The following is a 19,014-nucleotide window of genomic DNA, read 5'->3' on the forward strand; positions in this document are numbered from 1 at the left end:
GTCTGCAATAGACGCCAGCGAGCCAAATTACTGAGTGTTTTTCAGATTAGTCCAGGCACGAGTCATCCAACGCACCACGTTCTGAGGAAGCAAGGTGGAGACGTAGAGACGGTCAATCACCTCTTTATTCGGATAAACCGCAGGATTCTCGAGCAGTTCCTTCAAGACCAAGGGATCTGCAACAGTGTTGGGATTGGCATAACCGATGTAATCGCTGACCTTGGCTATGTTACGAGGATCCAGCAGGAAGTTGAGGAACACGTGCGCTTCGTCTTTGTGCTTCGCGTCTGCCGGAATTGCCAACACGTCGATCCAGAGATTGCCACCCTCCTTTGGCACAACGTATTCAATTCGGGCGCCACTGTGAGCTTCTTCAGCGCGCTTCATGGCCTGGAAGCCGTCGCCAGAGTTTGCCATCGCGATACAGATATCGCCGTTGGCCAGGTCACTGATGAATTTTGAAGAGTGGAAGTAGGTGATGTAGGGGCGGATCTTCTTCATCAGATCCAACGCTTCCTCGTAATCCTTGATGTTGGCGCTGTTGGGGCTCTTGCCCATGAAGTGGAGCACTGCGCCAAACAGCTCGTCCGATGAGTCCATCACTGCCACGCCGCAGCGATGGAGCTTCTTGACGACCTCCGGATCGAACAGAGCCGTCCAGGAATCGATGTGGTCGACGCCCAGGGCCTGCTTGATCTTATCCTTGTTATAAGCAATACCGCTCGTGCCCCACATGTAAGGAATGGTGTATTGATTCCCCGGATCATTTTCCTCAAGGCGCTTGAGAATAGTGCTGTCGAGGTTCTTGTAGTTCGTAAGCTTGGAACGGTCCAGCTTCGCGTAAACGCCAGCCTTGATTTGCCGAGGCAGGAAATGGCTGCTTGGCACGACGATGTCGTAGCCGGTATTACCCGTAAGTAGTTTTGCCTCGAGGGTTTCGTTGGCCTCAAAGACATCGTAGACAGTCTTGATGCCGGTCTCCTTGCGGAAATCAGCCAGCGTCGTATCGCCGATGTAATCCGTCCAGTTGTAGATATTGACCTGACGCTCCTCGGCAAACGCGCATGTGCCGAGCGTGATGCCTACTGCCAGTAGTGCGTGCAGCATCTGCTTCATGTTCATCTGCTTCCTCCGTTATTGTTGTTGCAGATCAAGTAATGCCGTCTGGGAGAGGCGCCATTCATCGCCTCGATTCCGCTCCAACATCTCTATTGCGTGAACTCGCAGTGTCGTGCTGGCAACACAACGCAAAAAACAGCTTTCTGTTACTCAAACTTGTTGAGGCTAATGCGATTTTGACCGTGGCTTATTTTTATTGCCCGGTATGTTGCCCATCAAATAGAGCGCAAGAGCATTCTTGCCGAGTATTCGGGTAGGCGAATGAACGCCGGCGGGCAGCTTCAATATCGCATCAGCGTCAACCGGCTAATAACCATTGACAGGCCCTGGCCGCACTACAAGTATCAGTTATCCTTTATGATGCGCTTTGCAGCATTGTACCCAGGCGCACCTGTAACGCCTCCTCCTGGATGGGCACCCGATCCGCATAGATACAAACCTGCTACGGGGGTCGAGTATTGAGCGGCATCAGGATGAGGACGAGAGCTGAATAACTGATCTGGCTCGAGTCTTCCATGACAGATGTCCCCGCGAGTCATGCCAAACATGCGTTCCAAGTCAAGAGGGGTCAGGCACTGATAGCCAACCAGAATCTCTCTTAGATTAGGAATGTAACGCGCAACATAATCGATGATATTTTCGGCCACTTCCTTCTTTACATCATCCCAATGTCTTCCTTCAGACAGGTCGTAAGGCATATATTTACACAGCAGACTCATTACATGATGGCCAGCCGGGGCAAGCGTGTCGTCAATCGTACTCGGCATCAACGCTTCAACGATTGGGGGATTTGCAGGAATTCCGCTTCGAGCCGAATAATAGGCACGCTCCACATGCTCCTTTCCTTCTATGAAGTAGATCCCGCCCTTATGGTGCGACCCAATTCCCTTCGAGGGTATACATGCAAACTCCGGGATACCCTTCAATGCGAGGTTCATTCGCAAGGATGCTGATTCTTGGCGGAACACCTTGATATCTTCCGCAAACGAAGTGGGAAGATGCTGCTCTCCCAGTAAATTCAGGAACGTGCGCTTTGGGTCGGTGTTTGCAGCTACTATTTTTGCTGATATCTGCTCGCCCCCTTTGAGGCGCACTCCACGCACAGCGCCATTTTCAACCAGTATGTTCTCGACCTCGCTGTTTACACGTATCTCGACGCCTTTAGCGACAGCTGACTTTGCCATAGCCTGCGTTATCGAGCCCATCCCACCCTTGACTATTCCCCAAGCACCTCTGCGTCCGTTCAACTCACCAACCGCATGGTGCAACATCGGCATACAAGCACCCGGCTGATGCAGCGAAGCAAATGTTGCCGGCATACAATGCGTAGCCATGACTGACTGGATTTTTTTACTCTCGAACCAGCGATCGATCATGCTGCTGGGTGTCCCGAGAAATAGTTGCAGCATTCGATGCCGTGTTTCCGAGTCTGTTTTATAAAGGTCCAGCCCCAACTTCAGTCCACTAAAAAGATCCTGAATACCTCCACCGGCCAGCTTCGGCGGCTCTCGTAGCCATTGCCCCCGAACTATATCTCCAACCTTTCCAACAAGATGCTCGAACTGCTGGTAGGCAGAATAATCAGTTCCTGAAAACTTCGCGAATTGTCGCTTATTCTCTTCTTCGTCTGCTGTAAGTAATAGGTACTCACCATTGATATCTGGATAGAACGAATTTTCCAGTGGCATTGTCTCGTAGCCGTATGCCTCGAGCTGTAAGTCCGAAATCACTTCTGGCCGCAGAAGGCTGACCACATAGGATGCTATCGAGTTTCTATAACCCGGGAAAAACTCCTCGCTGACTGCCGCCCCGCCAACGATATGGCGCTGCTCTAAAACGCAGACGCGAAATCCCGCCTTGGCCAGATAGTTAGCTGTAACCAGCCCATTATGCCCGCCACCAATCACTACTACGTCATATGTCAAATCGTTCATTCTGTCCTCAGCGGTATTAGCGCATGCTGCCTATTGAAGAGGAAGCGTATGCTTCTGTATTCATCTTTAACTTAAGAGTGGACAATGACTCGTTCGCGACGGAAGGCAATTGCCTCTTCCGTTTCCTGCAGTTCACGCGCCGCCAGATGACCGCTGTAAACAGCACTGGCGATAATTCCTGGCGCATAACAGTCGCCTATTGCACGGACCGATTTGATTCCCGCAACGTCAAGCGCAGAACTGTCTTTGACCAGATCGAGGTAGAGACCTTCATTCGGTAGACGCTCGGTAACCAGCACCACGGCTGCACTTGCAATCTCATATTCCTGCCCTGTGTAGGTACAGGCAGTCACGACACCGTTATCCGTCAGCTTGCACAGCGAACGGTTAGTGTTGATTTCCACCCCAAGCTCCATCAGGCGTACCTGCGTTCGCCTTTGCTCCCAAGTGAAATAGGACCAGGGAGAAACAACGGGGAAGGGAGTTACAAGGCGAACCCGGCATCCCTTCTTCGCCAGCAACTCGCAGATAACGCTGCCCATGTAGTAAGTGTCGTCATCGAACACCACTACCTCGCCTTTGGGCAGGTTGCCGCCCATGATGTCGTCGGGCGTGAAGACGGGGATGGTGCCAAGTCCAGGTACCGGCTGATGAAGGCTTCGACCCACACCATCGCCCCGCCAGGTCGCGCCGGTTGCCAGCAGTACATGCTGGAAACCAAAACCCAGAACGTCCTCCGTTGAAAGGTTGCTCTCTCGGTAAATGTCTACTTTCGTGGATTTCAGAAGCTGCTGCACACGGTAATCCGCAACACGACGCCACTCCGCCAACCCCGGCAGGCCACCTTCTTTCAATACACGACCGCCCAACTCAGCCGAGGCCTCGGCCAGGGCAACGGTATAACCCCGCTCGCCCAACGCACGCGCCGCCTCGAGGCCCGAAGGACCGGCGCCGATGACCAGAACCGAATCATCGGAACGCTTCGGATTCATACGCTCCGGGTGCCAGCCTCGACGCCACTCCTCCCCCATGGTCGGGTTCTGCGTACAACGCAGCGGAACCATGTTCTGGTCGGACGAAACACAGATGTTGCAGCCGATGCACTCGCGGATATCCTCAAGGCGATTTTCCTTGATCTTGTTCGGCAGGAACGGGTCGGCGATGGAGGGCCTGGCTGCACCGACGAGGTCCATGACGCCAGCCTTGATCAGGCGAACCATCGTGTCGGGTGAGGTGTACCGGCCTACCCCGACGACAGGCTTGCTGGTGACTCGCTTTACAAAGGAGATGTACGGTTCCTGGTAACCCTCCTGCGAGAAACGCGAGGGTGCCGAGTCGTGTTCCCAGTCACCAACGTTCACGTCCCAGAGATCGGGAAGCTCGGCCAGCATTTCGACGATTTCACGTCCTTCGGCGTCATGCTGAATGCCGTCGTCCCCCATGAGCTCTTCAACCGAAAAACGCAACGCGACCGCACAGGTGTCGCCCACAGCATCCTTAGTGTCTTCGAGCACTTCACGCAGCAGGCGAACACGATTTTTAAGGCTGCCGCCGTAATGATCGGTACGAGTGTTGTAGCGAGGAAGCAGGAACTGCTGAAGGATTGAAAGGTTATGCGCCGCGTAGACGTAGATAATGTTGAAGCCAGCACGCTTGGCACGCAGCGCGGCATTACGATGCCAGGTTCTAAAGTCCTTGATGTCTCGAAGCGACATCCCCCGCGCCTGAATCGGCTCATCCAGAATAATTGACCGGTGGGATGGCGCGATTGGCGGCATACGCGAGTCCTGGTTACCAAAAGCCAGGCCCAGATGCCCCAACTCGATCCCTGCCAAGGCTCCATGCGCCTGAACAGCCCGGGTCATGGCTTGGACAGCAGGAATGTCAGCATCATCCCAAAGCCGGCCCTCGGCATAGGGCCCTTGGTCAGAGGTGGGGTGAATATCAGTGTTCTCAGTACAGATCGTCCCCCAGCCACCTTCCGCTTTCACGCCCCGCATGGTAGCGAGCATGTTTGGCCGGACGTGTCCCATGCCATTGCAATGAGGAACCTGGAAAAAACGGTTGGGAGCCGTGACGGGCCCGATTTTCACGGGCTCGAAGAGAATGGAATAGCGCGGATCTGTCGTCACAGGACGTACCTCAGGATGACCAGGAGCTCGGCGCTCCTTACGTTGTTATGGCCATCACTGTGAAACCATTCATGAAATTATGCAATATTTTTCATGAATTATTTTTTGTATTTTCACGAACTTCACGACCAACAGCGCGACACTAGGCGGGACAGCCCGATCAACTGACAAACGGTGCCGGTTTACACCTGCATCTCCTGCATCTCCTGCACCGCCTCCCGCCGTGCTGTCGGGCTTACGCCGCCTGTAACTGCGGCAGTGGTGCTTTTGCCGAAACGTCCTCATGCATCAGTTGGACGGACCGCCGTCTGCGCTGCTCACCTCTACGGGTGAAATACCATGCGAAGAAAGTGAACAGCGATACAGATAATAGGATCAGGCTGGCCACCGCGTTGATCTCCGGCTTCACGCCAAGGCGTACGGCAGAGAACACTTCCATTGGCAGCGTGGTGGCACCCGGACCGGACACGAAGCTGGCGAGTACCAGATCATCCAGCGACAGGGCAAAGGACATCATGCCGCCCGCCGCTAGCGATGGCGCGATCATCGGGATGGTGATCAGCAGGAACACTTTCCAGGGCCTGGCGCCCAGGTCCATGGCCGCTTCCTCGATGGAAAGGTCCAACTCACGCAGGCGCGCCGAAACCACGACCGCCACGTAGGACGAACAGAAGCTGGTGTGGGCAATCCAGATGGTCACGATGCCGCGCTCCTGCGGCCAGCCGATCAACTGGGCCATGGCGACGAACAACAGCAGCAGCGACAGACCGGTGATCACCTCGGGCATGACCAGCGGCGCCGTGACCATGCCGCCGAACAGCGTACGGCCACGGAAGCGTGGAATGCGGGTCAGCACGAAGGCGGCCAGGGTGCCCAAGGCAACAGCGGCAACCGCGGTATAGAGGGCGATCTCCAGCGAGCGGAACACCGACCCCACCAATTGTCGGTTGTCCAGCAGTCCGACATACCACTTCACCGACCAGCCGCCCCAGACAGTCACCAGCTTGGAGGCGTTGAACGAGTTGATGACCAGGATGACCATCGGCAGGTAGATGAAGAGCAGACCCAACACCAGCATGATGCTGGAAAACGACCAACGCTTGTTCATACCTTGCCCTCCAGCTCTTTCGCCTGGTTTTTGTTGAACAGGATGATGGGCACGATCAGGATCGCCAGCATCACCACGGCGAGGGCGGAAGCCACCGGCCAGTCACGGTTGTTGAAGAACTCCTGCCACAGCACCTTGCCGATCATCAGCGTCTCGGGGCCGCCGAGCAGTTCCGGAATCACGAACTCGCCCACCACAGGAATGAACACCAACATGCAGCCGGCGATGATGCCGTTCTTGGACAGCGGGACGGTGATCTTCCAGAAGCTGGTGAAGTTGCGCGCACCAAGGTCGGATGCAGCTTCCAGCAAACTCAAGTCGTGCTTCACCAGGTTGGCGTAGAGCGGCATGACCATGAACGGCAGATACGAATAAACGATGCCGATGTACACCGCCAGGTTCGTGTTGAGGATGACCAAAGGCTCCGGAATGATCCCCAGGAACATCAGCAAGCTATTGAGCAAACCGTTGTTGGAGAGGATACCCATCCAGGCGTACACGCGGATCAAGATCGCCGTCCAGGTCGGCATCATGATCAACAGCATCAGCACGGTCTGCATTTCCTTGTTGGCACGGGCGATGCCATAGGCCATTGGATAACCGATCAACAGGCACAGGACCGTGCTGATCGCCGCCATCTTCAGCGATCCCAGGTAGGCGTCGATATAGAGCGGGTCGCCCGTCAATATCAGATAGTTGCCCAAGTTCAGTAAGATCTGAAGGGACTGGTTGGCGTACTGGACCACTTCGATGTAAGGCGGAATGGCAACGTCGGCCGAAGCCAGGCTGATTTTCAGCACGATTGCGAAGGGCAGCAGGAAGAACAGGAACAGCCAGAAGAACGGCACACCGATTACGACGTGCCTCCCTCTTGGCCGTCGTGCCTCAATGAATTTAACGATGTTCATGATTGCAGTACCACGCCAGCATCATCGTACCAAGAGATATAAACTTGCTGACGCAATGTCGGTCGCTTCAGATGCCGCTCACTGTTTGGGATCTGTACCTGGATTTTCTTTCCCGACTCCACCCTTACAAAGTAATTGGTGTGCCCACCCAGGTACGCTACTTCATCAACACAACCGAGCGTCCAATTGAAGTCGGAATCAGGGCGTTCCAACGTCATAAGCATTTTTTCCGGACGAATTGCATAGGAAATTGACTTGCTTTGAGCGCGGGTACTGATGCCATGGCCAATGTATATGAGCTGTTGGAGCACGGGTGACGAGATCAAGGCACGATCTTCCAGATCCTCGACCAACTCGCCGTCAAAGACGTTAACGCTACCGATGAACTCGCATACGTGACGATTGATCGGGGTCTCGTAGATATCGACAGGACTCCCGACTTGCTCGATACGGCCGTTGTTCATGATGGCAATACGTTGAGCCATCGACATGGCTTCTTCCTGGTCATGGGTCACCATCACGCAGGTAACCCCCACTCGGCTGATGATCTCAACGAGCTCGAGCTGCATTTGCGTACGCAGTTTTTTGTCCAGCGCCCCCATCGGCTCATCGAGAAGAAGAAGCTTGGGGCGCTTGGCCAACGAACGAGCCAGGGCAACGCGCTGGCGCTGCCCTCCCGATAGTTGATGAGGCTTGCGCTTTGCAAAGCTGGTCATCTGAACCAGCTTCAGCATTTCTTTCACGATTTTGCCGATTTCGACTTTCCCTTTCCCATCCTGCTTCAAGCCAAATGCAATATTCTGCTCGACTGTCATATGCGGAAATAACGCATAGGACTGGAACATCATATTGATAGGGCGATCATAGGGAGGGACATCTGCAATGGACTCTCCCTCCAAGAGAATCTGTCCCTCGGTGGGCCGTTCGAAACCCGCCAACATTCGCAGCAAGGTCGACTTCCCCGAACCGGATCCCCCAAGCAGAGCAAAGATCTCACCCCGCCGAATTTCCAGGTTGACATCATCAACCGCAACGACACCGTCGAACTTTTTCGACACCCCTTGAATCTTGAGAACAATCTCACTTCGTGATTGATCCATTGATTCAGAAACAACAGCAGCAACAGTCATCGAATTACTCCCAACATACCCGTGAACGACAGTTCAACTACCGCTCTTAATTTTATTCCAAGACCTAGTGATAAATCTTACTAGTTCAGGCGAACGTGACTTAATGACAACCAGGCGTTGAGCAACGTCTTCCGGCGGATAAATCACTGGATCATTGGAAATTTCTGGCAAAGTGAACTGCTTTGAACCTGGCACTGCGTTTGGGTAGTGAACGTAGTTTGTAATCGCCGCCATTACCTTCTGGTCGAGCACGAAATTAATGAATTTCTCGGCATTTTCCGGATTCTTTGAATCCGCAGGAATCGCCATCATGTCGACACTTAGCTTTGACCCTTCTTTCGGGACGGCGAAGTTAACATGAACGCCATTACCTGCCTCTTCAGCTCGCGAATTAATGAGTCCCGGGTCGCCGGAATAGCCAATGGCGAGGCAAATATTTCCATTGGCAAGATCGGAAACATACTTCGACGAGTTGAAATAGGTTACGTAGGGTTTTACCTTCTCCAGAAGGTCTGACGCCTCCTTGTAATCCTTCAGGTCAGTCGTATTGGGGTCCTTTCCGAGGTACTGAAGTACAGCAGGAAAAATCTCGTCAGGCGATTCGAAAAAAGCCACGCCACATTTGGATAACTTTTTGATATTTTCAACATCAAAAACCGCAGACCAAGAGTCAATAGCGTCTATACCCAGAGTCTCCTTGACCTTTACCGGGTTGTAGATAATGCCATTCGAGGCCCAGAGGTAAGGAACCCCATAAACGTTACCAGGATCGCTGGACTCGATCAGCTTCAGCATTGCAGGGTCCAGGTTCGAGAGATTGGGAATCTTCTCCTTATCGAGCTTTCGATAAACGCCTGCCTTGACCTGCCGGGCTAGAAATTGAATTGACGGAACTACAAGATCATATCCTGTATTCCCCGAGAGGAGCTTGCCCTCCAGAGTTTCATTAGAATCAAAGACATCATAAACGACAGTGATGCCCGTTTCCTTTTGAAACTGCTCTTTCAAAGCAGGGTCAATGTAATCCCCCCAGTTATAGATATTTACAACATTACCAGAAGGTTTTTCCTGTGCCTGAACTGCACTCAGACCAAACGCAAAAGCAAAAACTGAAAACGCCAGGATCTTATTCATTTCTGACTCCACACACATGAAGAAGAAAGTACTTACCCAAGCATATGAGCCGCTTCCACGGCTCATATGTTAAATATTTTAGCTAATCACGAAGTACTTCCTGACCGTAACGATGTTCTCCCAGACTCCATCGAAGCCGGCTGGAATAACGAACGAGTCTCCTTGTGAATAATCCTCGGACTTTCCTTCACTGTCGGTCAGCCGAACGACGCCTTCGAGCAAATGGCAATATTCGTTTTGCTCCGAGATAAATGCCTCCCGGAAACTCCCTGCCTCCCAGACACCAACAGAGTATCCAGATTCAGCATCGTAATAATGAAGCCACGTTGTGGAGATGTATTCTCCCGAGAGAACGTTAGCGTGATTGACAGTCTCAATGGCCGGCTCCACAGCAGAGCGGCAGAAAGACACCACGTCTTCTACATGTTTCTTGTTCATTTTTTTACTCACGAGTGGACGATGATTCGTTCGCGACGGAAGGCAATTGCCTCTTCCGTTTCCTGCAGTTCACGCGCCGCCAGATGACCGCTGTAAACAGCACTGGCGATAATTCCTGGCGCATAACAGTCGCCTATTGCACGGACCGATTTGATTCCCGCAACGTCAAGCGCAGAACTGTCTTTGACCAGATCGAGGTAGAGACCTTCATTCGGTAGACGCTCGGTAACCAGCACCACGGCTGCACTTGCAATCTCATATTCCTGCCCTGTGTAGGTACAGGCAGTCACGACACCGTTATCCGTCAGCTTGCACAGCGAACGGTTAGTGTTGATTTCCACCCCAAGCTCCATCAGGCGTACCTGCGTTCGCCTTTGCTCCCAAGTGAAATAGGACCAGGGAGAAACAACGGGGAAGGGAGTTACAAGGCGAACCCGGCATCCCTTCTTCGCCAGCAACTCGCAGATAACGCTGCCCATGTAGTAAGTGTCGTCATCGAACACCACTACCTCGCCTTTGGGCAGGTTGCCGCCCATGATGTCGTCGGGCGTGAAGACGGGGATGGTGCCAAGTCCAGGTACCGGCTGATGAAGGCTTCGACCCACACCATCGCCCCGCCAGGTCGCGCCGGTTGCCAGCAGTACATGCTGGAAACCAAAACCCAGAACGTCCTCCGTTGAAAGGTTGCTCTCTCGGTAAATGTCTACTTTCGTGGATTTCAGAAGCTGCTGCACACGGTAATCCGCAACACGACGCCACTCCGCCAACCCCGGCAGGCCACCTTCTTTCAATACACGACCGCCCAACTCAGCCGAGGCCTCGGCCAGGGCAACGGTATAACCCCGCTCGCCCAACGCACGCGCCGCCTCGAGGCCCGAAGGACCGGCGCCGATGACCAGAACCGAATCATCGGAACGCTTCGGATTCATACGCTCCGGGTGCCAGCCTCGACGCCACTCCTCCCCCATGGTCGGGTTCTGCGTACAACGCAGCGGAACCATGTTCTGGTCGGACGAAACACAGATGTTGCAGCCGATGCACTCGCGGATATCCTCAAGGCGATTTTCCTTGATCTTGTTCGGCAGGAACGGGTCGGCGATGGAGGGCCTGGCTGCACCGACGAGGTCCATGACGCCAGCCTTGATCAGGCGAACCATCGTGTCGGGTGAGGTGTACCGGCCTACCCCGACGACAGGCTTGCTGGTGACTCGCTTTACAAAGGAGATGTACGGTTCCTGGTAACCCTCCTGCGAGAAACGCGAGGGTGCCGAGTCGTGTTCCCAGTCACCAACGTTCACGTCCCAGAGATCGGGAAGCTCGGCCAGCATTTCGACGATTTCACGTCCTTCGGCGTCATGCTGAATGCCGTCGTCCCCCATGAGCTCTTCAACCGAAAAACGCAACGCGACCGCACAGGTGTCGCCCACAGCATCCTTAGTGTCTTCGAGCACTTCACGCAGCAGGCGAACACGATTTTTAAGGCTGCCGCCGTAATGATCGGTACGAGTGTTGTAGCGAGGAAGCAGGAACTGCTGAAGGATCGAAAGGTTATGCGCCGCGTAGACGTAGATAATGTTGAAGCCAGCACGCTTGGCGCGCAGCGCGGCATTTCGATGCCAGGTTCTGAAGTCCTTGATGTCTCGAAGCGACATCCCCCGCGCCTGAATCGGCTCTTCCATAGCAATTGACCGGTGGGACGGCGCGATTGGCGGCATCCGCGAGTCCTGGTTGCCAAAAGCCAGGCCCACATGCGCCAACTCGATCCCCGCCAAGGCTCCATGCGCCTGAACAGCCCGGGTCATGGCATGGACGGCAGGGATGTCGGCATCATCCCAAAGCCGGCCCTCGGCATAGGGCCCTTGGTCAGAGGTGGGGTGAATGTCAGTAATTTCCGTGCAGATCGTCCCCCAACCACCTTCCGCTTTCACGCCTCGCATAGCCGCGAGCATGTTTGGCCGGACGTGTCCCATGCCATTGCAATGAGGAACCTGGAAAAAACGGTTGGGAGCCGTGACGGGCCCAATTTTCACGGGCTCGAAGAGAATGGAATAGCGCGGATCTGTCGTCACAGGACGTACCTCTGGATGACCAGGAGCTTGGCGCTCCTTACGTTGTTATGGCCATCACTGTGAAACAGCATATGAAAATATGCAATATATTTCATGAAGGAAATATATTTATTTCACACCCGCTCAGACTGAGCCCGGCTACCTGGCGATTGGCGCCAGTGCGCACAGCCTGTGGTCAAGTGGCCTGTGCGGCCGTCAGGAGCTGCTCATCCCTGACTTTGTCAGAGCACCAATGTGAAAATCCCATGAACAAAATCTGAAGTTTTCACGACGTCCGGTATACTGCAGGCCGTCCCGACCAAAAACCGACATTGGTTATCATTTGCGGCAACACCCGCTATCCCCCACCCCTTAAAACCTACTCGCCATCCGCGTGTACCCCTTGGAGCCAAGAATGAACGACCACGTTGCAGGCCTGAGAATCAAATATCTGCGCAAGAAAAAAGGTCTCAGTCTTCAGCAGGTAGCTGATCGAATTGGCAGATCGATTGGTTTTGTCTCTCAGATCGAACGAGGACTTTCCCAACCGAGCATTGAAGACATCGGGGCGATCGCTCAGCTTTTGGAAGTCGACTACTTGAGCTTTTTTACTTCCGAGCAGGAACTGCCTAAGCACCCTGTCCTGGTGAAACGCCGGGAGCGCTCGGCGCTTGATTATCGCGGGGGCATAAAGGACCAACTTCTGTCGCCCGATATTTCTGGCAAGTTTCATATGCTGCTGACAGAAATTGCCCCGGGCTCCAGATCAAGCGACGATCTGATGACGGATGCGGGAGAACAAGGCGGCCTGGTTCTGGATGGTGAACTGGAACTGACAATCAATGGAGAAACACTTCACCTGGTTGAGGGTGACAGCTTCCATTTCACGTCCAGCACCCCGCACAGCTACGTCAACAAGGGCCAAATACCAACCAAAATTGTTTGGGTATTTGCCCTCCGCTAACCCCATTTCATTCGCCTATTTGGGCACATCCACCGCTCTTCACTCCCCCCTTCCAGCTCTGGCCCCGAGTTTTTCACGCGGGCCCAGCCTCTCACCGTCCGCGTAATCAACTGATTTATAACGTTTTTTTCAAATCGACGAGCTCTCATTTCAAACCGCTTGCCTGGCGCCGTGAAAAAACGTATAAAATTTCACGAGCATCTCTCGTACCGTCAGCGCTTTTCCCTGCTCCTTCGAAAGGAAGCCCGCGCAGGCTCGGTTCGTGAGTTCCGTCACCCAAAAAGCGCGGCCATCGCTCCACGCAGATGGCTCCAAATACGCATTGCTACACCTCCAGCAGGCTAGGTAATAACAAGATGAAAGTATTGGTAGCGATAAAACGGGTCGTTGATTACAACGTGAAGGTCCGCGTGAAGGCGGACAACTCCGGTGTTGATCTCGCCAACGTCAAGATGTCGATGAACCCCTTCTGCGAAATCGCCGTGGAAGAGGCCGTACGCTTGAAAGAGAAAGGCATTGCGAGCGAAATCGTCGTCGTCACCATTGGTCCGAACGCCGCCCAGGAGCAACTGCGTACTGCCCTGGCCCTGGGCGCTGACCGCGCTGTACTGGTTGAGTCCGACGACGAGCTGAACGCTCTGGCCGTGGCCAAGCTGCTCAAGGCCGTGCTCGACAAGGAACAGCCGCAACTGGTCATCCTCGGAAAGCAAGCCATCGACAGCGACAACAACCAGACCGGCCAGATGCTGGGCGCCCTGAGCGGCTATGCACAGGGTACTTTCGCTTCCAGGGTCGAAGTGACGGGCGACAAGGTCAATGTGACTCGTGAGATCGATGGTGGCCTGCAAACCATCGTGCTGGACCAGCCCGCCATCGTTACCACAGACCTGCGCTTGAACGAGCCGCGTTACGCATCGCTGCCGAACATCATGAAAGCAAAGAAGAAGCCGCTGGACGTGGTCACACCGGACGCCCTCGGCGTATCCACCGCATCTACCGTCAAAATCCTGAAAGTTGAAGCGCCGACCACGCGCCAGGCCGGCATCAAGGTCAAGTCCGTGGCTGAACTGGTTGAGAAACTGAAAAACGAAGCGAAGGTGATCTGAGATGGCAATCCTGGTAATCGCTGAACTCAACGACGGCGTCTTGGGCGCTGCGACTCTGAATACCGTCACTGCCGCTCAGAAGATGGGTGACGACATCCACGTGCTGGTTGCGGGTTCCAATGTCGGCGCTGCCGCCGAAGCCGCTGCCAAGGTTGCTGGCGTGTCTCGGGTACTTGTTGCCGACAACACCGCTTATGCGCATCAGTTGCCGGAAAACGTTGCGCCGTTGATTGCCACCTTGGGCAAGGACTACAGCCACGTACTGGCCCCGGCTACGACCAACGGCAAGAACTACCTGCCGCGCGTAGCCGCACTGTTGAACGTCGACCAGCTCTCCGAAATCATCGCTGTTGTAAGCGCCGACACCTTCAAGCGTACGATCTACGCCGGCAACGCCATCGCCACCGTGCAGTCCTCGGCTGCCGTGAAAGTGATCACCGTGCGTGCCACCGGGTTCGACGCCGCCGCCGCTGAGGGCGGTAACGCCGTGGTTGAAGCGATCAATATCGTCACTGATGCAGGCAAATCCGCCTTCGTCGGCGAAGAGCTGGCCAAGTCCGACCGCCCGGAACTGACCGTCGCCAAGATCGTCGTGTCCGGCGGTCGGGGCATGGGCAATGGCGACAACTTCAGCCTGCTCTATTCCCTGGCGGACAAGCTCGGTGCCGGCGTGGGTGCCTCCCGTGCTGCCGTCGATGCTGGCTTTGTACCGAACGATATGCAGGTCGGCCAGACCGGCAAGATTGTCGCGCCGCAGCTGTACATCGCCGTAGGTATCTCCGGCGCCATCCAACACCTTGCAGGCATGAAGGATTCCAAGGTCATCGTCGCGATCAACAAAGACGAAGAGGCGCCGATTTTCCAGGTCGCGGACTACGGCCTGGTCGGTGATCTGTTCGAGCTCATTCCAGAGCTGGAGAAAGCCCTTTAAGGGATAGGTTGCCGCTCTCGAAACAACGGTTCCCGCTTTAGCCGGTTCTGCCGGCTTCTTTTTACACGCCACTCTTATAATAAGTACGAAGCACATGCGTGAATTTATGGAATATGACGTCGTCATCGTCGGTGCTGGCCCTGCCGGGCTTTCTGCCGCATGCCGACTGAAGCAGCAGGCCGCCGCAACGGGACAGGAGATCAGCGTATGCGTGGTCGAGAAAGGTTCGGAGATCGGTGCCCACATCCTCTCCGGCGCCGTATTCGAACCTCGCGCCCTGAACGAACTCTTCCCTGACTGGAAAGACCTGGGCGCCCCGTTGAATACCCCTGTAGCCCGCGACGACATCTACCTGCTCCAAGGACCGGAAAACGCTAAGCGAATTCCCCATTTTTTCGTCCCGAAGACCCTGCACAACGTGGGAAATTACATCATTTCCCTGGGCAACCTCTGCCGCTGGCTGGCCCGACAGGCGGAAGGCCTGGGTGTGGAGATCTATCCGGGTTTCGCCGCCCAGGAAGTGCTGTTCGACCAGGGCGGTGTTGTTTGCGGCATCGTCACCGGCGATCTCGGCGTCGACCGCGAAGGCAACCCGAAAGAAGGTTACTACACCCTCGGCATGGAGCTACGCGCCAAGTACACCCTGTTCGCCGAAGGTTGCCGTGGTCACCTCGGCAAGCAACTGATCAAGAAGTACAACCTGGATTGCGACGCCGACACCCAGCACTACGGCATTGGCATCAAGGAAGTCTGGGACATCGATCCGAGCAAACACCAGCCCGGCCTGGTGGTTCACACTGCCGGCTGGCCACTGAACGACGAGAATCCAGGTGGCTCCTTCCTCTATCACCTGGAGAACAACCAGGTGGTCGTCGGCCTGATTGTCGACCTGTCCTATAGCAACCCGTACCTGTCGCCGTTCGGCGAGTTCCAGCGCTACAAGCACCATCCGGTCGTCAAGCAGTACCTGGAAGGCGGCAAGCGTGTGGCCTATGGCGCCCGCGCTATCTGCAAGGGTGGCCTGAACGCCCTGCCGAAGATGGTCTTCCCAGGCGGCGCGCTGATCGGTTGCGATCTGGGCACTCTGAACTTCGCCAAGATCAAGGGCAGCCACACCGCCATGAAGTCGGGCATGCTGGCTGCGCAAGCGACCGCTGAAGCGCTGGCTGCAGGTCGCAAGGGTGACGAGCTCACCGGCTACGTCGATGCCTTCAAATCCAGTTGGCTGTTTGACGAACTGTTTCGCAGCCGCAACTTCGGCGCCGCCATTCACAAATTCGGCGCCTTGGTCGGCGGTGCCTTCAACTACATCGACCAGAATTGGTTTGGTGGCAAAACTCCCTTCACCTTGCGCGACAACAAGCCGGACTACGCCTGCCTGAAGCCAGCCGCCGAGTCCCCACGCATCGAGTATCCGAAGCCGGACTCAAAGATCAGCTTCGACAAACTCTCTTCGGTGTTCCTCTCCAGCACCAACCATGAAGAAGACCAACCGGTGCATCTGCGCCTGGCTGACGCGAGCATCCCGCTCGTCAAGAACCTGCCCCTCTACGACGAACCCGCGCAGCGCTACTGCCCGGCAGGTGTTTACGAAGTGTTGAACAACGATGACGGGATCAAGCGCTTCCAGATCAACGCCCAGAACTGTGTGCACTGTAAAACCTGCGACATCAAGGACCCGGCCCAGAACATCACCTGGGTGGCCCCGGAAGGAACCGGCGGTCCCAACTACGCCAACATGTAATTCCCTGATCAAACAATAAATATGGGTACAACAATGCAAACCAAACTACTGATCGATGGCAAACTGATATCCGGTCTTGGTGCGTCCCAGGCGGTCCTGAATCCGTCGACCGGCGAGGTCATCATCGAAATCCCCGAAGCTGACGCCAGCCAGGTCAATGCGGCCATCGACGCCGCCGAAGCGGCGTTTGAAGGCTGGTCTCGCCTCTCGCCCAAAGACCGTAGCGCAGCACTGCTCAAGATTGCCGATCTCATTGACCTACACGCTGAAGAACTTGCCCGCCTTGAGTCGCTGAACTGCGGCAAGCCTTATCCCGCCGTGCTCAACGATGAACTGCCTGCCGTGGCTGACGTGTTTCGTTTCTTTGCGGGGGCCGCTCGATGCCTGAACGGTAGCGCCGCCGGCGAATACCTGCCGGGGTATACCTCGATGATTCGCCGCGATCCCATCGGCGTCATCGCGTCCATCGCACCCTGGAACTATCCGCTGATGATGGTTGCGTGGAAGATCGCACCTGCACTGGTCGCCGGTAACACGGTCGTCCTCAAGCCCTCGGAACAAACCCCGCTCACGGCACTGCGCCTGGCCGAACTCGTAAACACAGTCCTGCCTCAAGGTACGCTCAACATTGTCTTCGGTCGCGGACCCTCGGTTGGGGCGACGCTCGTGACTCACCCGAAAGTTCGGATGGTCTCGCTTACCGGCTCCGTCGCGACTGGCGCGAACATCATTTCGAGCACCAGTAGCGAGATCAAGCGCATGCACATGGAGCTGGGAGGCAAGGCACCCGTGCTAATTTTCGATGACGCCGATATCGATGCGGCAGTCGAAGGGATCAGGACCTTTGGTTTCTACAATGCGGGCCAGGACTGCACCGCCGCCACCCGCATCTATGCCCAGGAAGGCATTTACGAACAGTTCGTGGAGAAACTGGGCGCAGCGGTAAGCACCCTCAAGTACGGTCTTCAGGATGAAGACAGTGTCGAACTGGGCCCGCTGATCACCTCCCAACATCGTGACCGGGTGAAAGAGTTGGTCGATCGCGCGATTGCTCAACCGCACATCCGAGTAGTCACTGGCGGCAAGCCGGTTGATGGCCCCGGCTACTTCTTCGAGCCGACGGTGCTTGCTGACGCGAAGCAAGACGATGAAATCGTACGGCGCGAAGTCTTTGGCCCCGTCGTGTCGGTCACCAAGTTCACCGACGAAGCCCAGGTACTGGCCTGGGCCAACGACTCCGACTACGGATTGGCATCCTCTGTTTGGACGCAGGACGTGGGCCGTGCCCATCGCCTTAGTGCTCGCCTTCAGTACGGATGCACCTGGGTCAACACCCACTTCATGCTGCTCAACGAAATGCCTCATGGCGGGCAAAAGATGTCGGGATATGGGAAAGATCTGTCCATGTACGGCCTGGAAGATTACACCTCCATCCGCCACGTAATGATCAAGCACTAACTTTTAGTGCCCTGCGGGCTGCACATGGAAGTGCAGACGCCGTTATCTGCATTGCCTCTAGCGTCAATGGATTTTATTTCCGGCTTACAGGCCGCTGACAATAATAATTAAGGTCCGAGACAACATGACGAAATATCAAGACGCCGGCACGGCATTTGAATCCTATACATCAGAAACGCTCAAGGCTAATACCCCACCAAAGTCTCTGTTTCGAGTAACCCTGCTGGGCCTATCCGGCCAACAAGTTGTCCCCAGCGCAGCAATGGCTGCCGGATGCCTTCCTCTTCTGCTTACCGGAGCCGCATTTGCCAGTCTTGTAGCGTTCATGAACTATGGGAGCCGAGTATTGCCACCTCGGCAACCGAGAAGTTTCTTCCCTCGGTCTTTTCGAGTGTGCATCCCGAGTTTGGATCGCCCACGGCCGCGACGATTCTGATGGCTACTTCGGCTGCGATTATTCCGCTGGCACTTCAGGTTTTTGCAGGTGCACCACCGATCCTTTCGGCGAACTATCTTTCTACGCTGTTCTCTCTGTTCTGGATCATTCCATATGTCTTGCTCAGCATAGATGCCATTAAAGAAATCATTAAATCCGGGGAGCAGAATGTAATAAATATCCCGGCAATTGCCATCGGCGGCCTGACGTTTGCCGTCATCCTGGCTTATTACTTCATGATCGAATCCGAGGGTGTATTTGCCTGGCTACCGTACATCATGATCATTATGACAGCAGTCGCCTATGGGGTTCTTGTTGCACTGGAACGCTCTCAGGCAAAGCACTGCCACCCAGCCCGTTAGTTCGCACTCAAGAACCCTATGCAACTTTGGTGCAATAAATAATGGAAACACCACCCAGAGGT

The 19,014-nt window shown here is 55.1% G+C and carries 15 protein-coding genes; 6 read left to right on the forward strand and 9 right to left on the reverse strand.

Features of this window, described 5'->3' with window-relative positions:
* Positions 1–27 precede the first annotated feature (27 nt).
* The 9 genes from ACEN8Q_RS12050 to ACEN8Q_RS12090 all read right to left on the reverse strand — a co-directional run bounded on the left by ACEN8Q_RS12050 (position 28) and on the right by ACEN8Q_RS12090 (position 11,972).
* Positions 28–1,122 (reverse strand): polyamine ABC transporter substrate-binding protein, encoded by a 1,095-nt coding sequence (locus tag ACEN8Q_RS12050; protein WP_413421166.1) that lies wholly within the window; start codon positions 1,120–1,122, stop codon positions 28–30.
* 341 nt (positions 1,123–1,463) lie between these two features.
* Positions 1,464–3,053 carry a phytoene desaturase family protein gene (locus ACEN8Q_RS12055; protein ID WP_413421164.1) on the reverse strand — a complete coding sequence of 530 codons (1,590 nt, stop codon included), beginning with the start codon at positions 3,051–3,053 and terminating at the stop codon, positions 1,464–1,466.
* Positions 3,054–3,124: 71 nt separating this feature from the next.
* Complete coding sequence (locus ACEN8Q_RS12060; RefSeq protein ID WP_413421162.1) at positions 3,125–5,185, reverse strand: FAD-dependent oxidoreductase; 2,061 nt, start codon at positions 5,183–5,185, stop codon at positions 3,125–3,127.
* A 235-nt stretch (positions 5,186–5,420) separates the two neighbouring features.
* Entirely contained in the window at positions 5,421–6,293 is an 873-nt protein-coding gene (locus tag ACEN8Q_RS12065; protein ID WP_222585719.1) for an ABC transporter permease subunit, read from the reverse strand.
* Positions 6,290–7,201, reverse strand: coding sequence for an ABC transporter permease subunit (locus ACEN8Q_RS12070; protein WP_222585718.1), 912 nt, complete (start codon positions 7,199–7,201; stop codon positions 6,290–6,292). The genes ACEN8Q_RS12065 and ACEN8Q_RS12070 overlap by 4 nt, the downstream gene beginning before the upstream one ends.
* Positions 7,198–8,331 (reverse strand): ABC transporter ATP-binding protein, encoded by a 1,134-nt coding sequence (locus tag ACEN8Q_RS12075; protein ID WP_413421159.1) that lies wholly within the window; start codon positions 8,329–8,331, stop codon positions 7,198–7,200. The genes ACEN8Q_RS12070 and ACEN8Q_RS12075 overlap by 4 nt, the downstream gene beginning before the upstream one ends.
* Positions 8,332–8,364: 33 nt before the next feature.
* A complete protein-coding gene (locus ACEN8Q_RS12080) occupies positions 8,365–9,465 on the reverse strand; it encodes a polyamine ABC transporter substrate-binding protein (protein WP_413421157.1) in 1,101 nt (366 codons plus the stop codon).
* Positions 9,466–9,543: 78 nt separating this feature from the next.
* Positions 9,544–9,903, reverse strand: a complete 360-nt coding sequence (locus ACEN8Q_RS12085) for a cupin domain-containing protein (RefSeq protein WP_413421155.1) — start codon at positions 9,901–9,903, stop codon at positions 9,544–9,546.
* A gap of 8 nt (positions 9,904–9,911) precedes the next feature.
* Positions 9,912–11,972, reverse strand: coding sequence for an FAD-dependent oxidoreductase (locus ACEN8Q_RS12090; RefSeq protein ID WP_413421153.1), 2,061 nt, complete (start codon positions 11,970–11,972; stop codon positions 9,912–9,914).
* Between the two features lie 394 nt (positions 11,973–12,366).
* Here ACEN8Q_RS12090 and ACEN8Q_RS12095 point away from each other — a divergent pair, with 394 nt between their 5' ends.
* From ACEN8Q_RS12095 to ACEN8Q_RS12120, 6 genes are all read left to right on the forward strand, one after another.
* Entirely contained in the window at positions 12,367–12,915 is a 549-nt protein-coding gene (locus ACEN8Q_RS12095) for a cupin domain-containing protein (RefSeq protein ID WP_413421151.1), read from the forward strand.
* Between the two features lie 356 nt (positions 12,916–13,271).
* A complete protein-coding gene (locus tag ACEN8Q_RS12100; protein WP_413421149.1) occupies positions 13,272–14,021 on the forward strand; it encodes an electron transfer flavoprotein subunit beta/FixA family protein in 750 nt (249 codons plus the stop codon).
* Position 14,022: 1 nt separating this feature from the next.
* Positions 14,023–14,952, forward strand: a complete 930-nt coding sequence (locus ACEN8Q_RS12105; protein WP_413421147.1) for an electron transfer flavoprotein subunit alpha/FixB family protein — start codon at positions 14,023–14,025, stop codon at positions 14,950–14,952.
* A 94-nt stretch (positions 14,953–15,046) separates the two neighbouring features.
* Complete coding sequence (locus ACEN8Q_RS12110; RefSeq protein ID WP_413421145.1) at positions 15,047–16,696, forward strand: 4Fe-4S dicluster domain-containing protein; 1,650 nt, start codon at positions 15,047–15,049, stop codon at positions 16,694–16,696.
* A 33-nt stretch (positions 16,697–16,729) separates the two neighbouring features.
* The gene (locus tag ACEN8Q_RS12115; protein WP_413421143.1) at positions 16,730–18,154 is read left to right on the forward strand and encodes a gamma-aminobutyraldehyde dehydrogenase; all 1,425 of its coding nucleotides are present in this window, start codon (positions 16,730–16,732) and stop codon (positions 18,152–18,154) included.
* A 435-nt stretch (positions 18,155–18,589) separates the two neighbouring features.
* Positions 18,590–18,952 (forward strand): hypothetical protein, encoded by a 363-nt coding sequence (locus tag ACEN8Q_RS12120; protein WP_413421141.1) that lies wholly within the window; start codon positions 18,590–18,592, stop codon positions 18,950–18,952.
* Positions 18,953–19,014: the final 62 nt, after the last annotated feature.

Origin of the sequence: Pseudomonas sp. Pseusp16, assembly GCF_047324915.1 — a bacterium.
Lineage (GTDB): Bacteria > Pseudomonadota > Gammaproteobacteria > Pseudomonadales > Pseudomonadaceae > Aquipseudomonas > Aquipseudomonas fluorescens_CD.

What these genes read in the sequence shown, in the direction of transcription:
- ACEN8Q_RS12110 (WP_413421145.1), top strand. Translation starts at nt 15,047, where the DNA reads ATGCGTGAATTTATGGAATATGACGTCGTCATCGTCGGTGCTGGCCCT.
- ACEN8Q_RS12100 (WP_413421149.1), top strand. Translation starts at nt 13,272, where the DNA reads ATGAAAGTATTGGTAGCGATAAAACGGGTCGTTGATTACAACGTGAAG.
- ACEN8Q_RS12070 (WP_222585718.1), bottom strand. Translation starts at nt 7,201, where the DNA reads ATGAACATCGTTAAATTCATTGAGGCACGACGGCCAAGAGGGAGGCAC.
- ACEN8Q_RS12105 (WP_413421147.1), top strand. Translation starts at nt 14,023, where the DNA reads ATGGCAATCCTGGTAATCGCTGAACTCAACGACGGCGTCTTGGGCGCT.
- ACEN8Q_RS12095 (WP_413421151.1), top strand. Translation starts at nt 12,367, where the DNA reads ATGAACGACCACGTTGCAGGCCTGAGAATCAAATATCTGCGCAAGAAA.
- ACEN8Q_RS12085 (WP_413421155.1), bottom strand. Translation starts at nt 9,903, where the DNA reads ATGAACAAGAAACATGTAGAAGACGTGGTGTCTTTCTGCCGCTCTGCT.
- ACEN8Q_RS12055 (WP_413421164.1), bottom strand. Translation starts at nt 3,053, where the DNA reads ATGAACGATTTGACATATGACGTAGTAGTGATTGGTGGCGGGCATAAT.
- ACEN8Q_RS12115 (WP_413421143.1), top strand. Translation starts at nt 16,730, where the DNA reads ATGCAAACCAAACTACTGATCGATGGCAAACTGATATCCGGTCTTGGT.
- ACEN8Q_RS12075 (WP_413421159.1), bottom strand. Translation starts at nt 8,331, where the DNA reads ATGACTGTTGCTGCTGTTGTTTCTGAATCAATGGATCAATCACGAAGT.
- ACEN8Q_RS12065 (WP_222585719.1), bottom strand. Translation starts at nt 6,293, where the DNA reads ATGAACAAGCGTTGGTCGTTTTCCAGCATCATGCTGGTGTTGGGTCTG.
- ACEN8Q_RS12050 (WP_413421166.1), bottom strand. Translation starts at nt 1,122, where the DNA reads ATGAACATGAAGCAGATGCTGCACGCACTACTGGCAGTAGGCATCACG.
- ACEN8Q_RS12080 (WP_413421157.1), bottom strand. Translation starts at nt 9,465, where the DNA reads ATGAATAAGATCCTGGCGTTTTCAGTTTTTGCTTTTGCGTTTGGTCTG.
- ACEN8Q_RS12120 (WP_413421141.1), top strand. Translation starts at nt 18,590, where the DNA reads ATGGCTACTTCGGCTGCGATTATTCCGCTGGCACTTCAGGTTTTTGCA.